Origin of the sequence: Neobacillus drentensis, assembly GCF_036965425.1 — a bacterium.
Lineage (GTDB): Bacteria > Bacillota > Bacilli > Bacillales > Cytobacillaceae > Neobacillus > Neobacillus drentensis_F.
The window spans coordinates 1-16,056 of sequence record NZ_JBALPP010000051.1 but is presented as its reverse complement, the minus strand read 5'-3'; the positions used below and the strand labels follow the sequence as shown (position 1 = coordinate 16,056).

Here is a 16,056-nt window from a genome sequence, read left to right as displayed (position 1 = left end):
CCATAACTTGTCGTAAAATGGTAGGATTGAATATCTGCTTCCGTAACCGGATTATAATGACCGATTCATACTCGTAAATAAATTGTTCGACAGCTTTTAAAAATATATCGTTATAAATTTAATACCTGCTCCTACTTTTCAAAGTGTTCATAGCTAATTATCAATATTTAAAAAATAAAATTTTATTAAACCTATGTAATAATTCTGCACTCCTGTTAGAAATACCTTCCATTTTACTGGTCCTTATGTCTTTCAAACAGGAATAATCTATGAAGTTAATTTTGAAAATTACAGTTAATATTTCACATGGAGGATAATTTCTGAATGTAATTACTACACTTGGAAAAATTAAGGAAATCAAACACATTGAGAAAAATGCTAAGGAGAGATTAGCTAAAATATGAGCAAGACATATTTAAAAACTGCCTTCCAAAATTGGATGCGCAAGCAGAAAAAAGCAAATGGGGAACCGTATTCTTCCAATACCATTACCTCGTATATTAATGCGTTGAAAAATGCATCTTCTAAGTTAGAGCTTGAAAATATTCAACAGACAGATTTGTTCTATATTACCAATTCCACTGAATTTGAAGATATATATCCGATCCTTACTTCCGCACCGAATTTTGATGAAGTAGATTGGGCTACCAGTAAGAAGGCTTTTTCCAATGCACTTATTTTATATTCTAAATTCCTCAAGGAACTGGCACAGCCATCTTGTTGGATATTTCAAGGAAACCCTAAATATTATGATGTTATTAGAGCAGTAAATGACCTGAATCAAATCAAATGGGCTGTAAACCAAAATAAAAATCAAATTAAAAAAGGAGACAAAGCCTATATTTGGCTTTCCGGTTCTGACGGTGGGATCATTGCCGTTGGTTCCATCCTTAGTGATCCAGAAATAACGGAGCCAGATTTAGATGATCCTTACAACCGCAGCGATAATTTAAATAAAGAGCCGTATTTGGCTGTTGAGATTCTGATTCAAAAGAAACTTACAACCGATATAGTCGAAAGGACGACATTGCTAGCCGATGAGCGGACGAAACGGATGGAGATCTTAACCTTTCCAGGTGCGACCAATTTTCGTGTAACAAAAGAAGAAGATGAAGTCATTGAAAGCATCATCAGTGGTACATATGAACAAATTCCAGTCACCACTCCTACAGCGGTAACGAAAAACGAAAAAAAACGTTATTGGATTTATGCTCCTGGTGAAGGCTCAAGGTTGTGGGAAGAGTTTTATGACAAAGGGATTATGGGGATTGGTTGGGATGGCCTCGGCAATTTAAAAAATTACCCCTCTAAAGAAGCAATGAAGACCAAAATGAAAGAAATCTATGGGGATGAATATTCCTATATTAATGCTGGTCATCTTACCTGGCAATTTGCCAATGAAATGCAAATCGGTGATGTCATTATCGTGAAAAAAGGCCTAAAAAAAATCATCGGCCGTGGTATTGTTACATCGGATTACCAGTATGACGATAAAAGAAATGAGTATAAGCATATCCGAGCTGTCCGCTGGACCCATAAAGGGGAATGGGATCATGAAGGCCAAATCGTCCTAAAAACCCTCACAGATATTACGCCATATACGGATTACTACAAAAAGCTCGAAAATATGTTTGCTGAAGAAGCCGAAGAAGAAATAAATGCAGATGATGATGAAGTATCGAAATATGAAAGTTATACGGTTGAGGACTTCCTAAACGAAGTGTATTTAGATAAAGAAAGGTATAACACACTTAAGAACCTCCTGCTCAAAAAGAAAAATTTAATTTTAATGGGTGCACCGGGTGTGGGAAAAACATTTGCTGCCGAGCGGCTTGCCTATTCCATTATGAATGAGAGAGATACGAGTCGAGTAATGATTATCCAATTTCACCAAAGTTACAGCTATGAAGATTTCATCATGGGATATCGCCCTACTGAAAAAGGCTTTTCTTTATTAAAGGGACCATTTTATGAGTTCTGTAAAAAGGCAGAGCCGGATGATCGCCCATATTTCTTTATCATAGATGAAATCAACCGTGGAAACTTAAGTAAAATTTTTGGCGAATTATTGATGCTGATTGAAAACGATAAACGAGGAAAGGATGTCCGCCTCCTCTATTCTGATGAACAATTCTCTGTACCTAAAAACGTCAATATTGTAGGGATGATGAATACAGCAGACAGGAGTCTTGCCATGATTGATTATGCCCTTCGCCGGCGTTTTGCCTTTTTTGAATTTGAACCCGCTTTTGAAAGCGACGGTTTTAAAAAATACCAGGCTGCTGTGGCAAACGAAAAATTTGACCGTTTAATCGATAACGTTGTAACGCTTAATAACGTAATTGCGGAAGATGCTTCGCTTGGTAGAGGATTCAGGATTGGGCATAGCTATTTTTCTACCAATGAAAACATAGACAACGATTGGTTGTCTAATATCGTGGAATATGAGCTTATTCCCCTGATTAATGAATACTGGTTTGACGAACCCTCCAAGGTTGAATTATGGACCGGCAAAATTCGGGGTGCCCTACGTGATTAGGATAAAAAATGTATACTATATGCTTGCCTATGCCTTTCAAACACTTAATGAAGCTGAATTTCGCAGCATCCAGGCGGAGGAATTTAAAAACCTACATGATCTAATGGCAGCCATACTAATTCGGGGAATTGGCAACCAAATCAAACGTGGTTTGCATCGGGATTATATAGGACAAACAGAAGCAACAAGCAATTTGCGCGGAAAAATTGACGTGACGAATTCAATTAAACAGAACACCCTCCTTGCTCGACGGATGGTCTGTCATTACGATCAATTTTCCGAAAATACACCATTAAATCAAATATTGAAAACAACCATGCTCCTTCTTGTTCGATACGGGGATGTGAAGGAAGATAATCGGAAGGGATTACGTAAGCTTACCCTATTTTTTCAAAGTGTGGAAACACTCCATCCACATTCCATAAACTGGAGCGCGATTATTTATCATCGAAATAATGCGACGTATAAAATGCTAATAAACATCTGCCAGTTGGTCATTAAAGGTTTATTACTGACTACAGAAACTGGAAAATATAAAATGAAAGAGTATTTGGACGACCAGCAAATGCATCGGTTGTATGAGAAATTCATATTGGGCTATTTCAAAAAGGAGTATCCTCATTTTTCTGCCAATGCCTCGTATATTGAATGGAACGTTGACGATGGCATGACTGATTTTCTGCCGGCCATGAAAACAGACATTACACTAATCGATGGTTCTAAGACGCTCATTATCGATGCCAAATATTATGGTCGAACCTTGCAAACAAATCCATTGTTTAATAGCAAATCTATCATTTCCGGAAATCTATATCAGATTTTTACTTATGTTAAAAACAAAGATCGTGACGGCAGCGGCAACGTAAGCGGTGTACTTTTATATGCAAAAACGGATGAAGAAATAACACCTGATAACGACTATATAATTGGCGGGAATAGATTTAGCGTTAAAACACTGGACTTAGGGGCAGATTGGAATTCAATAGTAAAACAGCTTTCTGAAGTTGCAGCACTTATGTAAATAAAAAACAACCTTCTCAGAATGACTGAGGAGGTTGTTTAATGGAGCAAAGTAGTTCAGATACGATTGTATCATCTCCAACCAATTGTATGGTTATGGTTCTGATCGCCTTCCGTTCAAAATGGCAATGAAGACGGTATTCACATATTTCTTTTGTCCAGTTGGATAAAATGTCTTCATCGTCACTAGAAACTTATAAATTTAACCTGAATGTTTCATTTTCAGATGAAATTAACCCTTTACGCTGTTGCTCCATTTTGTCATTGACATGGCAATTGAAATTTTGAACTAGAGGATCATCAGTTATGGTTTACCTATGAATTATAGATATTTTTTGGTAATTTCCTTAAACCTATATAATTATTTTCTTAGGCACCCAAAATTCAGTAAAACCATTTTCAACTGAATAATGATATAAATCTTTCAGCTTTTTGCTATTATAGACCTGCATGTCTTCCCTTTTTCTAAGTTCCTGTATGGAAAGTAACTTTTCATTGCGATCAATTACAGTATTTAAGAACAGTTCTTTTGCTAACTTATCGCTTTTGGATAAATTACATGTGCTGCAAGCAATAACTAAATTCCACAGCTGATCTGTTTGAACAAAACTCCATGGAATAAAGTGATCTACATGTGCGTTATTTTTCTTTATGACACTCCCGCAATAAAAACATTTCCCATTATAAAAGGAAGAAAGTATCTCATAAAATTGATCAAGCGAAGACCTCTTAGAGACATTTTCAACTTTTAATAGCAGATTAGTTGTGTCACCCTTTTCATTAAATCTTTCTAAAAACAAAGCAAGATGATAATTTGTCAAATAATTTAAAACACGTTGAAATCGTTGCATAAAAGAATAATAAGTACTATTCAGTTTTAATTGTTCCTTACCATTATCAAAATCATAAATTGTGAATTGGGTATCACCATAAATGNNAAATGGCACCTATGACATTAATTTTGCATTTCTTTTTCACTTTATTAATGATGTCTACCTGTCTTTCATTTGAAAGCTTGTCAAAAACAAGCGTTTTAGGGATTTGATATTTTACCTGGACATCCTGTAAGATGCTTTGTACCTCGGCCTTTTTATCCGTCATATTAATTTGATTTAATTCATGATGGATAACCAAATTCCAGTATATTTTTGCAAAACTTGAAAAGAGCGTTGAGTAATTTAATTCCAATTTATCATTAACATTGTATAAGTTTTCCAAAATTGATTTTATTAGTACAAATTTGTATGTTGTAGAGTTTCTTGATTTTGAGGAGTAAATGAAATTAAAATGGGCCCATATTTCTTTATCTGTTAAATATTCAGTTTTCATTTCTCCTACTTGTAATTTATGACTCATTGCCCTTCACCTGCTATGTATATCTTAACTTCTTAATTATCTTCAACCTCAACTAAAAATATTTTCCTCTTAAAACCTCCTCGCGCTTCCAACTTTCTTCTACGTACTTCTTCCACTTCCTCAATCGAACTCCCATGATACTCCGCAAAAGAATGGATGATTTCCAACAAGTCTGCGAGTTCCTCGATTGACTCGGCGTTATTCTTGGTTGCTATGTATTCCTCAAGCTNNGATTTTATATATTCATCATTATTTAATATTCTAAACAAGCATTTTTTTCCAGAATCCTCTATTAATTCTGGTATTTTGTCTCGAACTAATTTGTTGTAAATAACCATTTTATCTATCTCACTCACTTTTTTTGAAAAAATGAGGAGGTTGATTTCACAACCTCCTTTTTTTACAGAAATCAATTAAAACGGAACTTCATTTGAATCGGCATAAATATAACCAAGTAAATCTACTTCATATTCATGATAAGTAGGGTCCAGTTTATTGCCGTCCCATCTTTGTCCGAAGACCTCTTTAACCAGCAGATCCATTCCGCCTTCTGCATATTCCTCAAGTCTTTTTCTCGCTTTTAAGCGAAATTCACTATTATCAAATGCTTCAATGTTTTTACCTATATCAGGATCATTGATAATGATCGAATAGACAGCTGCTCTTTGCCGAGAGTTAAAAAAGTTTGTCCGGAATTCCCTGCCTCGCTCATCCAATTTCTTTTTTTGGTTCTTTTTAAAGCCAATACTGGCACAAAGTAAAAATAGATCATGATATTTTATATCATGTTTGGAATTTAAATGAAAATAAATTTCCTCATACTCTTTACTAGTAAAAAGGGAAGCTTGTTCCATTAAAAAGTCCATGATTTACCCCCTTGTCGCGATTGCGTCATTAATGGCCATTGGAACAATTTTCGAATGTCCAGTGGTGATTTGTTCAAGTTTGTACCATTTACCAAGCTTGTTAGTACTTTTAAATCTCATTTCTTCTGTTTTGGATAACTCCGTATCTGTTAAAAGCAGAATCCACTGAGATGTCAGATTCGGGATGTGGTCAATGAGGTGGTCCCGGTTATTTCCACTAATTCTTCCAAAAGGTGTATCCATGAATAACGGGAAATTGATATCTTCGGATCCGCCTGATGCAACTTTTGCCAAAGCTGTAATAAAGGATAGTGCCACGACCTGTCTTTGCCCCTGCGATATGTCCTGAGTAATATTGATCTGATCCCAGCCAATAATATCAATCTCATACTTGTCATTAATGTTTATTTGGTTAATCAGATTCTTATCTTTACGGTCAATTAATTCTTTAAAAATTGCCGTAGCTTCCGTAGTCAATTTAAATCTCATTTCATCACTATATTCCTTAAAGACTGTTTCAAACTGTTCCTTTAAATCATCCATGTATTTCAGGACCTTAGAATCTACTTTCAGGCTTTCATTTGCACGAAGTAAACGACTAAATTCCTTATCTAAAGCCTCTTTGTTCTTTTCCTTGTCTTTTACTTGATTCTTTAAACCTTCAATTTCAATTCCTAAATTAAGTAAAAGCTGCTCTTTGGCTTTAAGTGAAGCTTCAAGGTGCTTTAAATTTTCTTGTTCCTTTGCTTTATCGTTGATTTCATCCTTATATTGTTGGAGCTGTTTGTTGAATTCATCGATGTTGGTTTTAATATCACGGAATTCTTTTAAATTTTTATTGATTTTGCTAACAATTTCTTCCTCTTCAAGTCCAAAATCGTGAATACTTGATGTAATAAGAGAAATGAGCGGAGTTAATTCTGAGCGTTTAAAGTTATTTTTTAATTGCTGAATATGTCTTAAGTATTCAGGGTTTTCGCGTAAATCACTGCTGCAGCAGGCGCAAACAAAGTCATTAAGTGATTTTTCAATTACCTCAAAGGGAATTAAGTCTCTTTGGTCTACCAATATCTGTTCCAGATACGATTTCACATAAAGATAGGTATCCTTCAAAACTAAATGAAACCCGTTTTGGAGCAGTAGACGTTTCATTTCCTCTTTTTTAGAACCTGCCAGTTTCTTTTCTTGATCTCTCATTTCTTTTTCGTGCTCATATTTTTCTTGAATTTGCCGGACCTCTTCATTTTCAGCTAGCCGTTCCTTGATATCGATAATTTCCCGTTCACATGAAATTTTGTTTTCTTCTTTTAAAACAATTCGTTCCTCAAAATTTGAAATTTCATTGCCTAAAGCTTCAATCTCATTTTCTTTTCGGTTTAAATCAAGATTTTGTGAGCTTTGCAGTACTCTTTTCTTCTCTGAAGAATAAAGCCTTTTTAATAACTGGATAGCCTCATCGAGCTTATCAATTTGTAAAAGCTTAACAATACCTGTTTTTACCTCCGCTTTTACCGTGGCGTCCGTTTTGGCAAGAGTTTCAATTTTTTCGGCATCAAACAGGAAGAAATCTTTAATATTTTCATGAAGGATATCATTCATTAAGTTTTTAATTTCAAGCGGATCCTTTATTGGATCAGCTGAATAATTCCCGTGTTCATCAATAATACTAAGCTCCGCATTTAATATTCGTTCCGTAATTTTCTCGTTAGTCTTAATTCCCTGAACGGTTCTTTTAATTTGATAATTGATGCCGTTCGATTCAAAGGCAACTTCAACTGTAGCCTCCACAGGCATATTTTCATTTTCGTCCAAAGCAATGAAGTTGACGAGATGAATCACCTCTTTTTGATTGTCTTGCTGGATATGGGTACTGCCATATAAGCCAAACATTAAAGCGCGAAAAATTCCCGTTTTTCCTTTCCCGTTTTCACCAAATATAATTGTAATGTTTTGTTTACCTGTGGCAAATTCAATTTTTTGATTCCCATAAAATTGCCGAAAGTTATTTAAGGAGATATTAAGTAATTTCATTCACCCATTTCCTCCAATACAATTTCTCTAATTTCCTGTCTGATCATTTCTTCTATTTGAGAATGTGATTTCTTCCCTGATTCAATCTCACTTAATAATATCTTTGCTAAATAGACGAGATCCTGTGGAAACTGTTGAATTTTTGCATCCAAATCTTTATTAATTTTCATTCCAAAACCTCCATTTTCTGAAATTCCCTATAAACATCCCATGGGAGCTTGTCCATCAAGTATTCAAGAGAATAGTACTTTAATTTATTCCCTACAATTTCTCTAGCATTAAAATTATTGATAGCAAAACGTGAAAATTCCGCAAATCTCGGTAGTTCTTTCGAGGCAATCGATTTATATAACTGATCATTTGCCTCAGTAGGAAGAACGATAAAGTCATAAATGACTGCAAGATTTTTATTCGTATATTTTCGTAAAATCCTGCCTCTCCGCTGAACAAATTCTCGAGGATTCGATGTACTGGCTAAGAAGTAGGCCACCTTTGTACTTGGTACATCAACCCCTTCATCTAAACATTTAATCGCAACCAAAATTTGAATCGATCCCAGATCAAAGGCATCTAATATTTTCATACGCTCAGTGAGAGGGACTTCCGAATCAAAACGATGGACCCGATAACCTAAGTCCGCAAGATTTTTTGTAATTAACTCCACTTCACCCGGTGCGCAGTAAACGAGTGTATGTGATACTTCTTCACGAATCTTATTCGCAAACATGGTAAAGAGAACGTCTTTTTTCTGTTCGGCCTTACTAATTATTAGACTTCTTTTCCGATTGACTTCACTTATTTCTTCTTTATTGTCTTTCTCATTTCCATAGAGAAAAATTAGTCTCTTTGTGAGTTTCTCATATCTGTCTAATTCGTCATCTGTCAAGTCTATTGTTAAAGGATTATAAATATATTCTGTCAGCGCCCCATTGGCTATCGCACTTTGCATATCATATTCATAGACGGTTTGGCCGAAAAAGTCAGTAATATATTGCGAACCTTGTTCATCCCACCACCGGTCTGGTGTTGCCGACAATCCCAGCTTTGCTTCCATATTTCCAAGCTTGTTGTTACGCAAGCTTTTTACACCAAAATAGTGGCATTCATCGGAAATGAGAAAGCTTTTTCCTCTAAGTCTTGCTATTAAATCATTAAACTCATCAGATGCAGCCGTTTTATAAGTAGTAATCACAACGTGTTTTTCAATTAAGCCGAGGTTAAAATCACGGACATCCGTTTGAAGTTTATTGACCCATGATTTTTTATTCCCAAAGCAATTGGTTATTGTTTTGTAGCCCCTATCATGGCAATTTTTTTCCCATTGCTCCACTAAATGGGTAAATGGAACAAGAATGACCAAAAAAATTCTTCCTCTATCTTTAAAAAATTCTTCCGAAATAAGTAAACTGGTGATGGTTTTTCCGGTTCCGGTTGCCATCTCCAGTATCCCGCACCAATTATTTTGAATGACGGCATTGATAGCTTCCTGCTGGTAGGGTCTTGGTTTTACAACTTTATGGGGAACGGACACCCTCCTTCCCTCCTTTTTATAACTTACGATTTTGTCTTTTATAATATCTGGTATTTCAATGACTGAAAGTCCATTGGTATTATTACGCCACAGATTTTCAAAATCGACAATCATATCATTAATACGTTCCATTTCATTCTCTTTCCAAAATACGTCAATTTTTTCAAAATTATCTCGGATTCCGCCTAGTGTTTCGTTCGCAGAACCAGTGAAGGCGATCTTATTTCCATCTCGATCATAAAAGATTCCGAATTTCTCATGATATAAACTGTTATTATTCGTAAAAGCTATTTTGATCTCGAGCTTTTCTTTATAGATTAGCCAAGCTAACGTATTAAGGGCATCTTCTCGAATTGTTTCTTCACTCATTTCAATTTGACGGAGAATAGCTTGGGAAATAACATCATACTTTGCTTTATACCCTAAGCGAATGGCTTCAACATCCTCAACTGTCAAATGGGGATTCGCAATCATTCGAATAGTTCCATTCTTATGAAGAAAAGTTTCAAGCCCTCTAGCTATGACGCTTAAACTGCCGCTTGTAAAATATCCCACTGCCCGGTCATAGGCAATGGCTTCCTCCAAGCATTTTTGATAAAAATCTGCATAAATCTGGTCATTATCTGAGCGATATTTATACTTTAATTCAAGTTGTTTGAAGGACATTAGCTCCCCTGCCTTAGCGTCACAATTCCAATTTCATTTACGGAAATAAGCGTGTTCTTTTCTTTGATTTCATATGGCAAAGTTTTTTGGTGGTCATATTCCTGTTCACGAAGGATCCCTTTTTCCACTAAGAAGTCATAGACCTTCACTTCATGCATATTCCCTTCGTATTCTTCCTTCAAGACATAAAAGACCAATTCCTCAAAGGTTGTTATCTTTGATTCTTTTTTGACAACTATGACCTTATCATAACGATAATCTCGATAAATTTTATTGATTTGACGGTAGCCATTTCTGACCAAAATACTCCTCATTAAGAAAGGATTCCATCTGAATTCCAGGATAGGAAGCTTTCGTTTATAACCTTTAAGGTTACTTAATGAAATATATTCCTTTTCCATCATTTGCTGTTCAATAAGAGATGTTAACGCTTTAACCGCTTCATCAGAGATTTCAAATAGGTTAGCGGGGTAAAGTAGGTTCAAATCTACTTCCACCAGCTCATCTCGGTCTAATAAACCGTTTAAGATGTGGGCAGCCATTATTTCTGCATATCCATGCTCAATGGCAAATTCTTGAACCTCCTGTCGGGTAGTTCCATCTTTAAAATGTGTCAGGATAACATCCTCAAAGCTAGTATACGGACATCCTTCTTCATAAAGAAAATTGGTATGCCCCCGTAACTCAGGTTTAATATTTTTTATTACCGCAGAAAGCTTTGACTTAGTATCAATTCCTTTTTTACCAATAAGTCCAGCTAAGTTTCGATCAAACATAAGTTCCCTGTGAATAATCCCGATCGTTGTGTATCCATCCCTAATTGTTCTGTTAACTAAAGCAAGCAAACCCTCTATTTCTTTGTTTGTTAAGCCGATTTTTTCTAATAATATGACCTGATTGGTTCCCCATGGAATCATTTTTTCTGAAGAAGAAATAGCTTGGTCTATTCGATACATCGGTACTCGGAGCATCTCTTGCAGATAATCTTTTGAACAAGTTCCTCCCATTTTTCGGATGGCTTCTACAATTGTCTCCTTACGATCAATCTTGTCTTCTTCATTTTGATAGATATTTAACGTATTACCTTTTCCAATGCTATACTCGTCATCAAGGAAAAATCTAATAATGGAGTAAAAATGGATTTTATTGAAAATCTTGTACGGTTTAAGCTGTTCTTCAAAAGCATTAAAGATTTCTTCAATGTTTATCACATTTACTTCTTGAAAACGATTTTTTAAGTAATGATCAACCTCTGTTATAATGGTTTGATCAAAATTTTCACTATCAAACCATTGATAGGTGTTACTGTCAACTAATAAAATGTTGTTCAAATCTCTTAAACGTGCATCAACAGATCGAACAGAGCCTTCAAGCTGATAATCAAAATGTTCCATGGCAAGGTTTTGTAAAGTTTCTAATCCTGTTTCATCTATCCTGAGCGGTGTTAAAATATATTTACTGAACAAAAGCTCTAGAATCTCACCAATGGTAAGCTTCTTTTTCGAATATAATTCACCATAGCGATTTAACCCATAGCCCTCAAGAACTTGATGAATCATATCAATTGACGGTTCCTTAACACCAACTTTTTCAAGAATTTCTTCAAGCAACTGTTCAAATTCATTTAAGTAAAAATAGTCGGGTAAATCAAAAATAAAGCCTTCAATTTCGTTAAAATCCTGACATTCTTCAGGATTACAACAAAAAACATCAAGTTTATCAAAATAAACAAAAAAGCTATTCTTGTCCTTTAAAACCTCTATTAAGTAGGAATTCTCTTCCCCAATCAGCCCTAGAAGCTCTTTTTTGGTAATCAATGAATGGGATGTTGTTAATAAGCTTACAATTAGATTGAAATGATGGATTTCTAAATAGCGAAATAGTTTCCTTAAGGCTTTGGCTTCAATTTGGCGAACCCGCTCACGTGTCACGCCGATGGGCTTAGCAGTTTCTTCCAACGTCCATTTTTCATTGAACCTATATTGAATTACTGTCATTTCTCGGTCATTTAGTACAATTGGGATCTCATCGGTAATCGTTTTAGGAAGCTTTAAAGAACGCAGCTTATTAGAAAATTCAATGAGTGTTCGTACATCAAATTCCTCTTCAAGTTTCTCATAATTTTCTCCTTCGATTTCCTCTATTTTTAAATTACTATTTGATATAGTTTGAAAACCAAAGACTTTTAACAATGACGAAACTTGCCAATGTTTAATCCCTTCAAACAATTCGCCTGTTTCAAATTTTTTAGGAATGTTTTCATCAGCATTTTTTTCGTAATTCTCAATTTTTTCTATAACATCTAGGACTTTTTTTCTACCAATCCCAGGACTATTCGTGAACGTATCGATATGCTTTTTCTTAATTTGACCAACCGTTTTAATACCCTTTTCCTGACAGAATAAACGAAACTTATTGAATCCATTTTCATAAAACAGTTCTGTGATTTCCTTATTACCTGCATATTTATTTTTAAACTGGATATAAGGCTCATCAGGATCAGGAGCTTCTTCAGGCAATTTGGCGAAGCCTAAGCGCTTAACCTCTTCTAATCGTTCCTCCACAGCACGGACTTTTCCACTACCAACACTGGGGGTACGTTTGTATTTCTCCAACACATCCGGTGTAATTTCTGAAGGGAATGTAATCTTTTTTCGTTCACAAAAATTTCTGAACGTTTTAAACTTATTATCTTCAAATAATTGATTAATGGTTATGGTGTTCATTAATTCTTCGGAATCTTTGTCCGGAGAATCTATTTCACTAGAGCCCTTCACTTCTTTATCAACTTCATTTTCGATTGAACGTTCTGCTGCTTCAGCTAAATTGGTAATCACAAAACCCGCATTTAAAAACTCTTTTTCTACATTTTCCAGATCAATATTCGCATTCAAAAACTTGAAGCCGCTAAGTGGAATTTTATGAAAAAACAAGTCGTTTTGGACATGAAATCTTTGGATTAAGCCACCCATGCCCAGACCACTAAGGTTGACATTCTTAAAACGGGTATCCTCCTCTATCACTTCAATATAGGAAGATATTTGTGTAGCGTAATTCGGTAAGATATTGGTTGGTTTCTCGGTAGCAAATCGAAAACCCCTGAGAAATAATTCGTCCACCATGCTGATAAAACTTGTACGATCAGTTTTATATTTTTCCCGTAAAAAATCTAATGAAATTTTATCCTCCCGGATCGTACTGTTCTCAAAGAGTTTTTTTAAATTTTCACTATGTATTTCCTTAACATCCTGTACATTATCAGGAGTGATAATGTAATCCTTCATTGCTTGACTATTGGTTATTGGTTTTAGTGGAGCCGTTTCAACTGTAACGGTTGGTATCGCTTCTCCAGCATCAGTACCTATTGATTCTTCAGAGGCATAAGAAGGCGGACTGAGAGATTCTTCTACTACAGTTGATTGAAGCTGATCTTGGGCTTCCTCAAGCGGATCATCCTCTACCTCAACACCGTATTCGTTACAAAGGGCAGCAAGTCCGCCGAAAAATCCTTCTCCTACAGCTTGAAATTTCCATTCACCTGCATATCGATATACATGCCCAAGTACTATCGCACTCACTTTGGCAAAAGAATCGTTCATGAGATATACTGCTAACTCATCCTGACTGCTGCTGTTAATTATACGTAAATGAACAGATGGTACTTCCTCAAAGGTATGGCCATTGAGCTCCGATTCATAAATAGAGAGAGATATCGCGATTTTTTTCACTTCTTCAGGAACATTTGGAAGCTTAATCACAAAATGCTGCTTTTCTATCGAAGAAATTGACTCTTCCAGAGTAACAGATCCATTGCTTGACGTTGGTTGCCCATAAAAAACAAAGTCTTCTTCACTTACAATTTTCTCATTTTGATCCAACATAAAAGCGGATACATCGATATCAAAACTGCCAGATGTATCCCAATCTAAGCCAATATGTATTATATTTGTATCCGGATTATTTTTTGTAAGATCAATCTTTTGACCTTTTACCAGCGATAAGACCATATACATCACCCCTTAAGACAACGTGTTTCTATAGGACGTTCTTTTAATAAATCTACATCCATATCATAAAAAATATAAATATAATGTAGACTTTTCCATATTTTATTTTCCCCTTAATTATGCAATAATCCTTATTATTATGAAAGAATTTTACCTTCAGTGAAAAAAAGACTGCATTTTCATCCACGACCTTCGCTTTTTGAGCTGGATATTTTTTATATAGACTTCCTGATATCGTTGTGTTTATCCCCAAAATAGTGGTAGCATTTTTGGAATCCCACACTTACCTTCAGGGGATATTAGAGGAAAACTAGATTACGAAAGCCTATCATATCGTATCACTAAACACGGAAATTCGAATTTAAGAGGAATCGTATATAACGAAATATCACTGAAGTTTACTTTTCAATCCGCTAAGATCCTCTTAAGTTTTATATACTTAAATTAGTAAAAAAAGAAAAATATTGAAATATAAATGTGTAGGTACGATTGGAAACAAGTATATTAAAATTGTGATACTTAAAAATAAGTCATCATTTAAGTGGGATAAGTTGTACTCAATGCCAAAAAACATCAATGCAGACTAAAAAGGAAAATACGGTAATTGTATTTAAACAAAAACTTGAAAAATGCATTTGTCATTGTATGTTAAACTAAAAAAAGCTTCCAAACAAAATTTAATTGTTTGCAAGCAAGAAAGGAAAATAAAAAAATTCATTTAAATATTTAAGGATAACTGTTTTTGTTCAAGAGATTTATACCGTTTTATTGTTAGATTAAGAAATTCTTCTTCCAAATCAATCCCTATATATTTTCTATTTAGCATAGCTGCTACAATTCCCGTTGTCCCACTTCCATTAAATGGATCCAAAATTATATCTCCCTCTTTCGTAGAAGAAAGTATAATCCTTTTCAACAACTCAATAGGTTTTTGAGTAGGGTGTTTTCCGAATTCCTTTTCAGATTTCTTAGTCGTAGGAATCTGCCAAACATCCCTCATTTGTTTGCCACCATTTATTTCTTTCATTATCTCGTAATTGAATGTATGCTTGGCTTTTTTACTTTTTTTGGCCCAAAGGACTGTTTCAGTTGAATGTGTGAAATACCTACAACTAAGGTTTGGTGAAGCATTTGTCTTATACCACGTAATATTATTAATGATTTTATAATTAAGCTCTTCAAGAGCTGCTCCAATTGAATATATATTATGGAAAGTTCCCGATATCCAAATCGTACCATCCTTCGAAAGTGGATTCTTACATTTCTCCAACCATTCGATATTAAAAGTATGCTTATTAATAAATTCTTCTTTACCTTTATCCCAATTACCTTTATTTACAGAAACCATTTTTCCAGAACTACAAGTTATTCCATCGTTTGATAAGAAATACGGAGGATCAGCAAATATCATGTTAATTGAGTTATCTTGTATCATACTTAATAATTGCAATGAATCTCCTTTTAACAAAATAAAATTATTGTCCTTGTAATAAAAAGATTCTTTATTAATCTTTTCTACAATATTATTAAACAAGCACTTCACCTCCAACCGTGAACACTCATTCTATTTATGAACGAAACTTACAGCAAAAGCTAAAAATTAATTATCAGTACAATAGTTCGTAATTAACAATTCATTTATTTTTCCTCTGTCACTTGATTTAGAGTTTATGCTTCTTCTCGCTTGAACTCGAATAATATGGAAAATATCCTCTTGGCCATAGGTCTCTTCTGTTTCAAAAAAATCATCTCCTGGATTAACGTTCCTAGGGTCAGAATTACTCAACATTAGTTTTGCATTAACCTTATTAAGATCCTTTAAGTATAAAGCTAATTCTTTTTGTTCTTTGTCGCCAAAGTCAAATTTACTGTATGATGTAAAACTGGAACTATTACTTATGGGTCTGTACGGTGGATCAAAATAAACAAATGTATCCTTATTTACAAATTTTTCACTTTCCCTATAATCCCCTGGCTTATTGATTTGTACTTTTTGTAAAACTTTATTAACTTCTCTTAAATTTCCTTCATTACAAATAG

Annotated in this window: 11 protein-coding genes; 2 read left to right on the top strand and 9 right to left on the bottom strand. The window is 34.7% G+C overall.

Annotated features, from left to right (window positions below; genetic code table 11):
• Positions 1-400 precede the first annotated feature (400 nt).
• Together V7161_RS14970 and mcrC are read left to right on the top strand one after the other, a co-directional pair.
• Positions 401-2,539 carry an AAA family ATPase gene (locus V7161_RS14970; protein WP_335713794.1) on the top strand — a complete coding sequence of 713 codons (2,139 nt, stop codon included), beginning with the start codon at positions 401-403 and terminating at the stop codon, positions 2,537-2,539.
• Positions 2,532-3,560 (top strand): 5-methylcytosine-specific restriction endonuclease system specificity protein McrC, encoded by a 1,029-nt coding sequence (gene mcrC / locus V7161_RS14965; protein ID WP_335713793.1) that lies wholly within the window; start codon positions 2,532-2,534, stop codon positions 3,558-3,560. The genes V7161_RS14970 and mcrC overlap by 8 nt, the downstream gene beginning before the upstream one ends.
• A 352-nt stretch (positions 3,561-3,912) precedes the next feature.
• Here mcrC and V7161_RS14960 read toward each other — a convergent pair whose 3' ends face one another.
• The 9 genes from V7161_RS14960 to V7161_RS14920 all read right to left on the bottom strand — a co-directional run.
• On the bottom strand, positions 3,913-4,380 hold the full coding sequence (locus V7161_RS14960) for an HNH endonuclease (RefSeq protein ID WP_335713792.1): 468 nt from the start codon (positions 4,378-4,380) through the stop codon (positions 3,913-3,915).
• 567 nt (positions 4,381-4,947) lie between these two features.
• Positions 4,948-5,253: a nucleoside triphosphate pyrophosphohydrolase gene (locus V7161_RS14955; RefSeq protein ID WP_335713802.1), complete on the bottom strand. Its 306-nt coding sequence runs from the start codon at positions 5,251-5,253 to the stop codon at positions 4,948-4,950.
• 75 nt (positions 5,254-5,328) lie between these two features.
• A complete protein-coding gene (locus V7161_RS14950; protein ID WP_335713791.1) occupies positions 5,329-5,781 on the bottom strand; it encodes a hypothetical protein in 453 nt (150 codons plus the stop codon).
• A 3-nt stretch (positions 5,782-5,784) separates the two neighbouring features.
• Positions 5,785-7,812 (bottom strand): AAA family ATPase, encoded by a 2,028-nt coding sequence (locus tag V7161_RS14945; RefSeq protein ID WP_335713790.1) that lies wholly within the window; start codon positions 7,810-7,812, stop codon positions 5,785-5,787.
• Positions 7,809-7,982, bottom strand: a complete 174-nt coding sequence (locus V7161_RS14940) for a hypothetical protein (RefSeq protein ID WP_335713789.1) — start codon at positions 7,980-7,982, stop codon at positions 7,809-7,811. The genes V7161_RS14945 and V7161_RS14940 overlap by 4 nt, the downstream gene beginning before the upstream one ends.
• Complete coding sequence (locus tag V7161_RS14935) at positions 7,979-10,009, bottom strand: DEAD/DEAH box helicase family protein (protein ID WP_335713788.1); 2,031 nt, start codon at positions 10,007-10,009, stop codon at positions 7,979-7,981. Before V7161_RS14935 ends, V7161_RS14940 begins: the two co-directional genes overlap by 4 nt.
• Positions 10,009-14,016 (bottom strand): TerD family protein, encoded by a 4,008-nt coding sequence (locus V7161_RS14930; RefSeq protein WP_335713787.1) that lies wholly within the window; start codon positions 14,014-14,016, stop codon positions 10,009-10,011. The genes V7161_RS14935 and V7161_RS14930 overlap by 1 nt, the downstream gene beginning before the upstream one ends.
• 718 nt (positions 14,017-14,734) lie before the next feature.
• Positions 14,735-15,550 (bottom strand): DNA-methyltransferase, encoded by an 816-nt coding sequence (locus V7161_RS14925; protein ID WP_335713786.1) that lies wholly within the window; start codon positions 15,548-15,550, stop codon positions 14,735-14,737.
• Positions 15,551-15,616: 66 nt separating this feature from the next.
• Positions 15,617-16,056 (bottom strand): DNA adenine methylase (locus V7161_RS14920; RefSeq protein WP_335713785.1); only part of this gene is annotated, 440 nt, incomplete at its 5' end.

Excerpts from the sequence above, each read along its gene's own strand:
- V7161_RS14970 (WP_335713794.1), top strand. The coding sequence starts at position 401 with ATGAGCAAGACATATTTAAAAACTGCCTTCCAAAATTGGATGCGCAAG.
- V7161_RS14950 (WP_335713791.1), bottom strand. The coding sequence starts at position 5,781 with ATGGACTTTTTAATGGAACAAGCTTCCCTTTTTACTAGTAAAGAGTAT.
- V7161_RS14945 (WP_335713790.1), bottom strand. The coding sequence starts at position 7,812 with ATGAAATTACTTAATATCTCCTTAAATAACTTTCGGCAATTTTATGGG.
- V7161_RS14940 (WP_335713789.1), bottom strand. The coding sequence starts at position 7,982 with ATGAAAATTAATAAAGATTTGGATGCAAAAATTCAACAGTTTCCACAG.
- V7161_RS14935 (WP_335713788.1), bottom strand. The coding sequence starts at position 10,009 with ATGTCCTTCAAACAACTTGAATTAAAGTATAAATATCGCTCAGATAAT.
- V7161_RS14930 (WP_335713787.1), bottom strand. The coding sequence starts at position 14,016 with ATGGTCTTATCGCTGGTAAAAGGTCAAAAGATTGATCTTACAAAAAAT.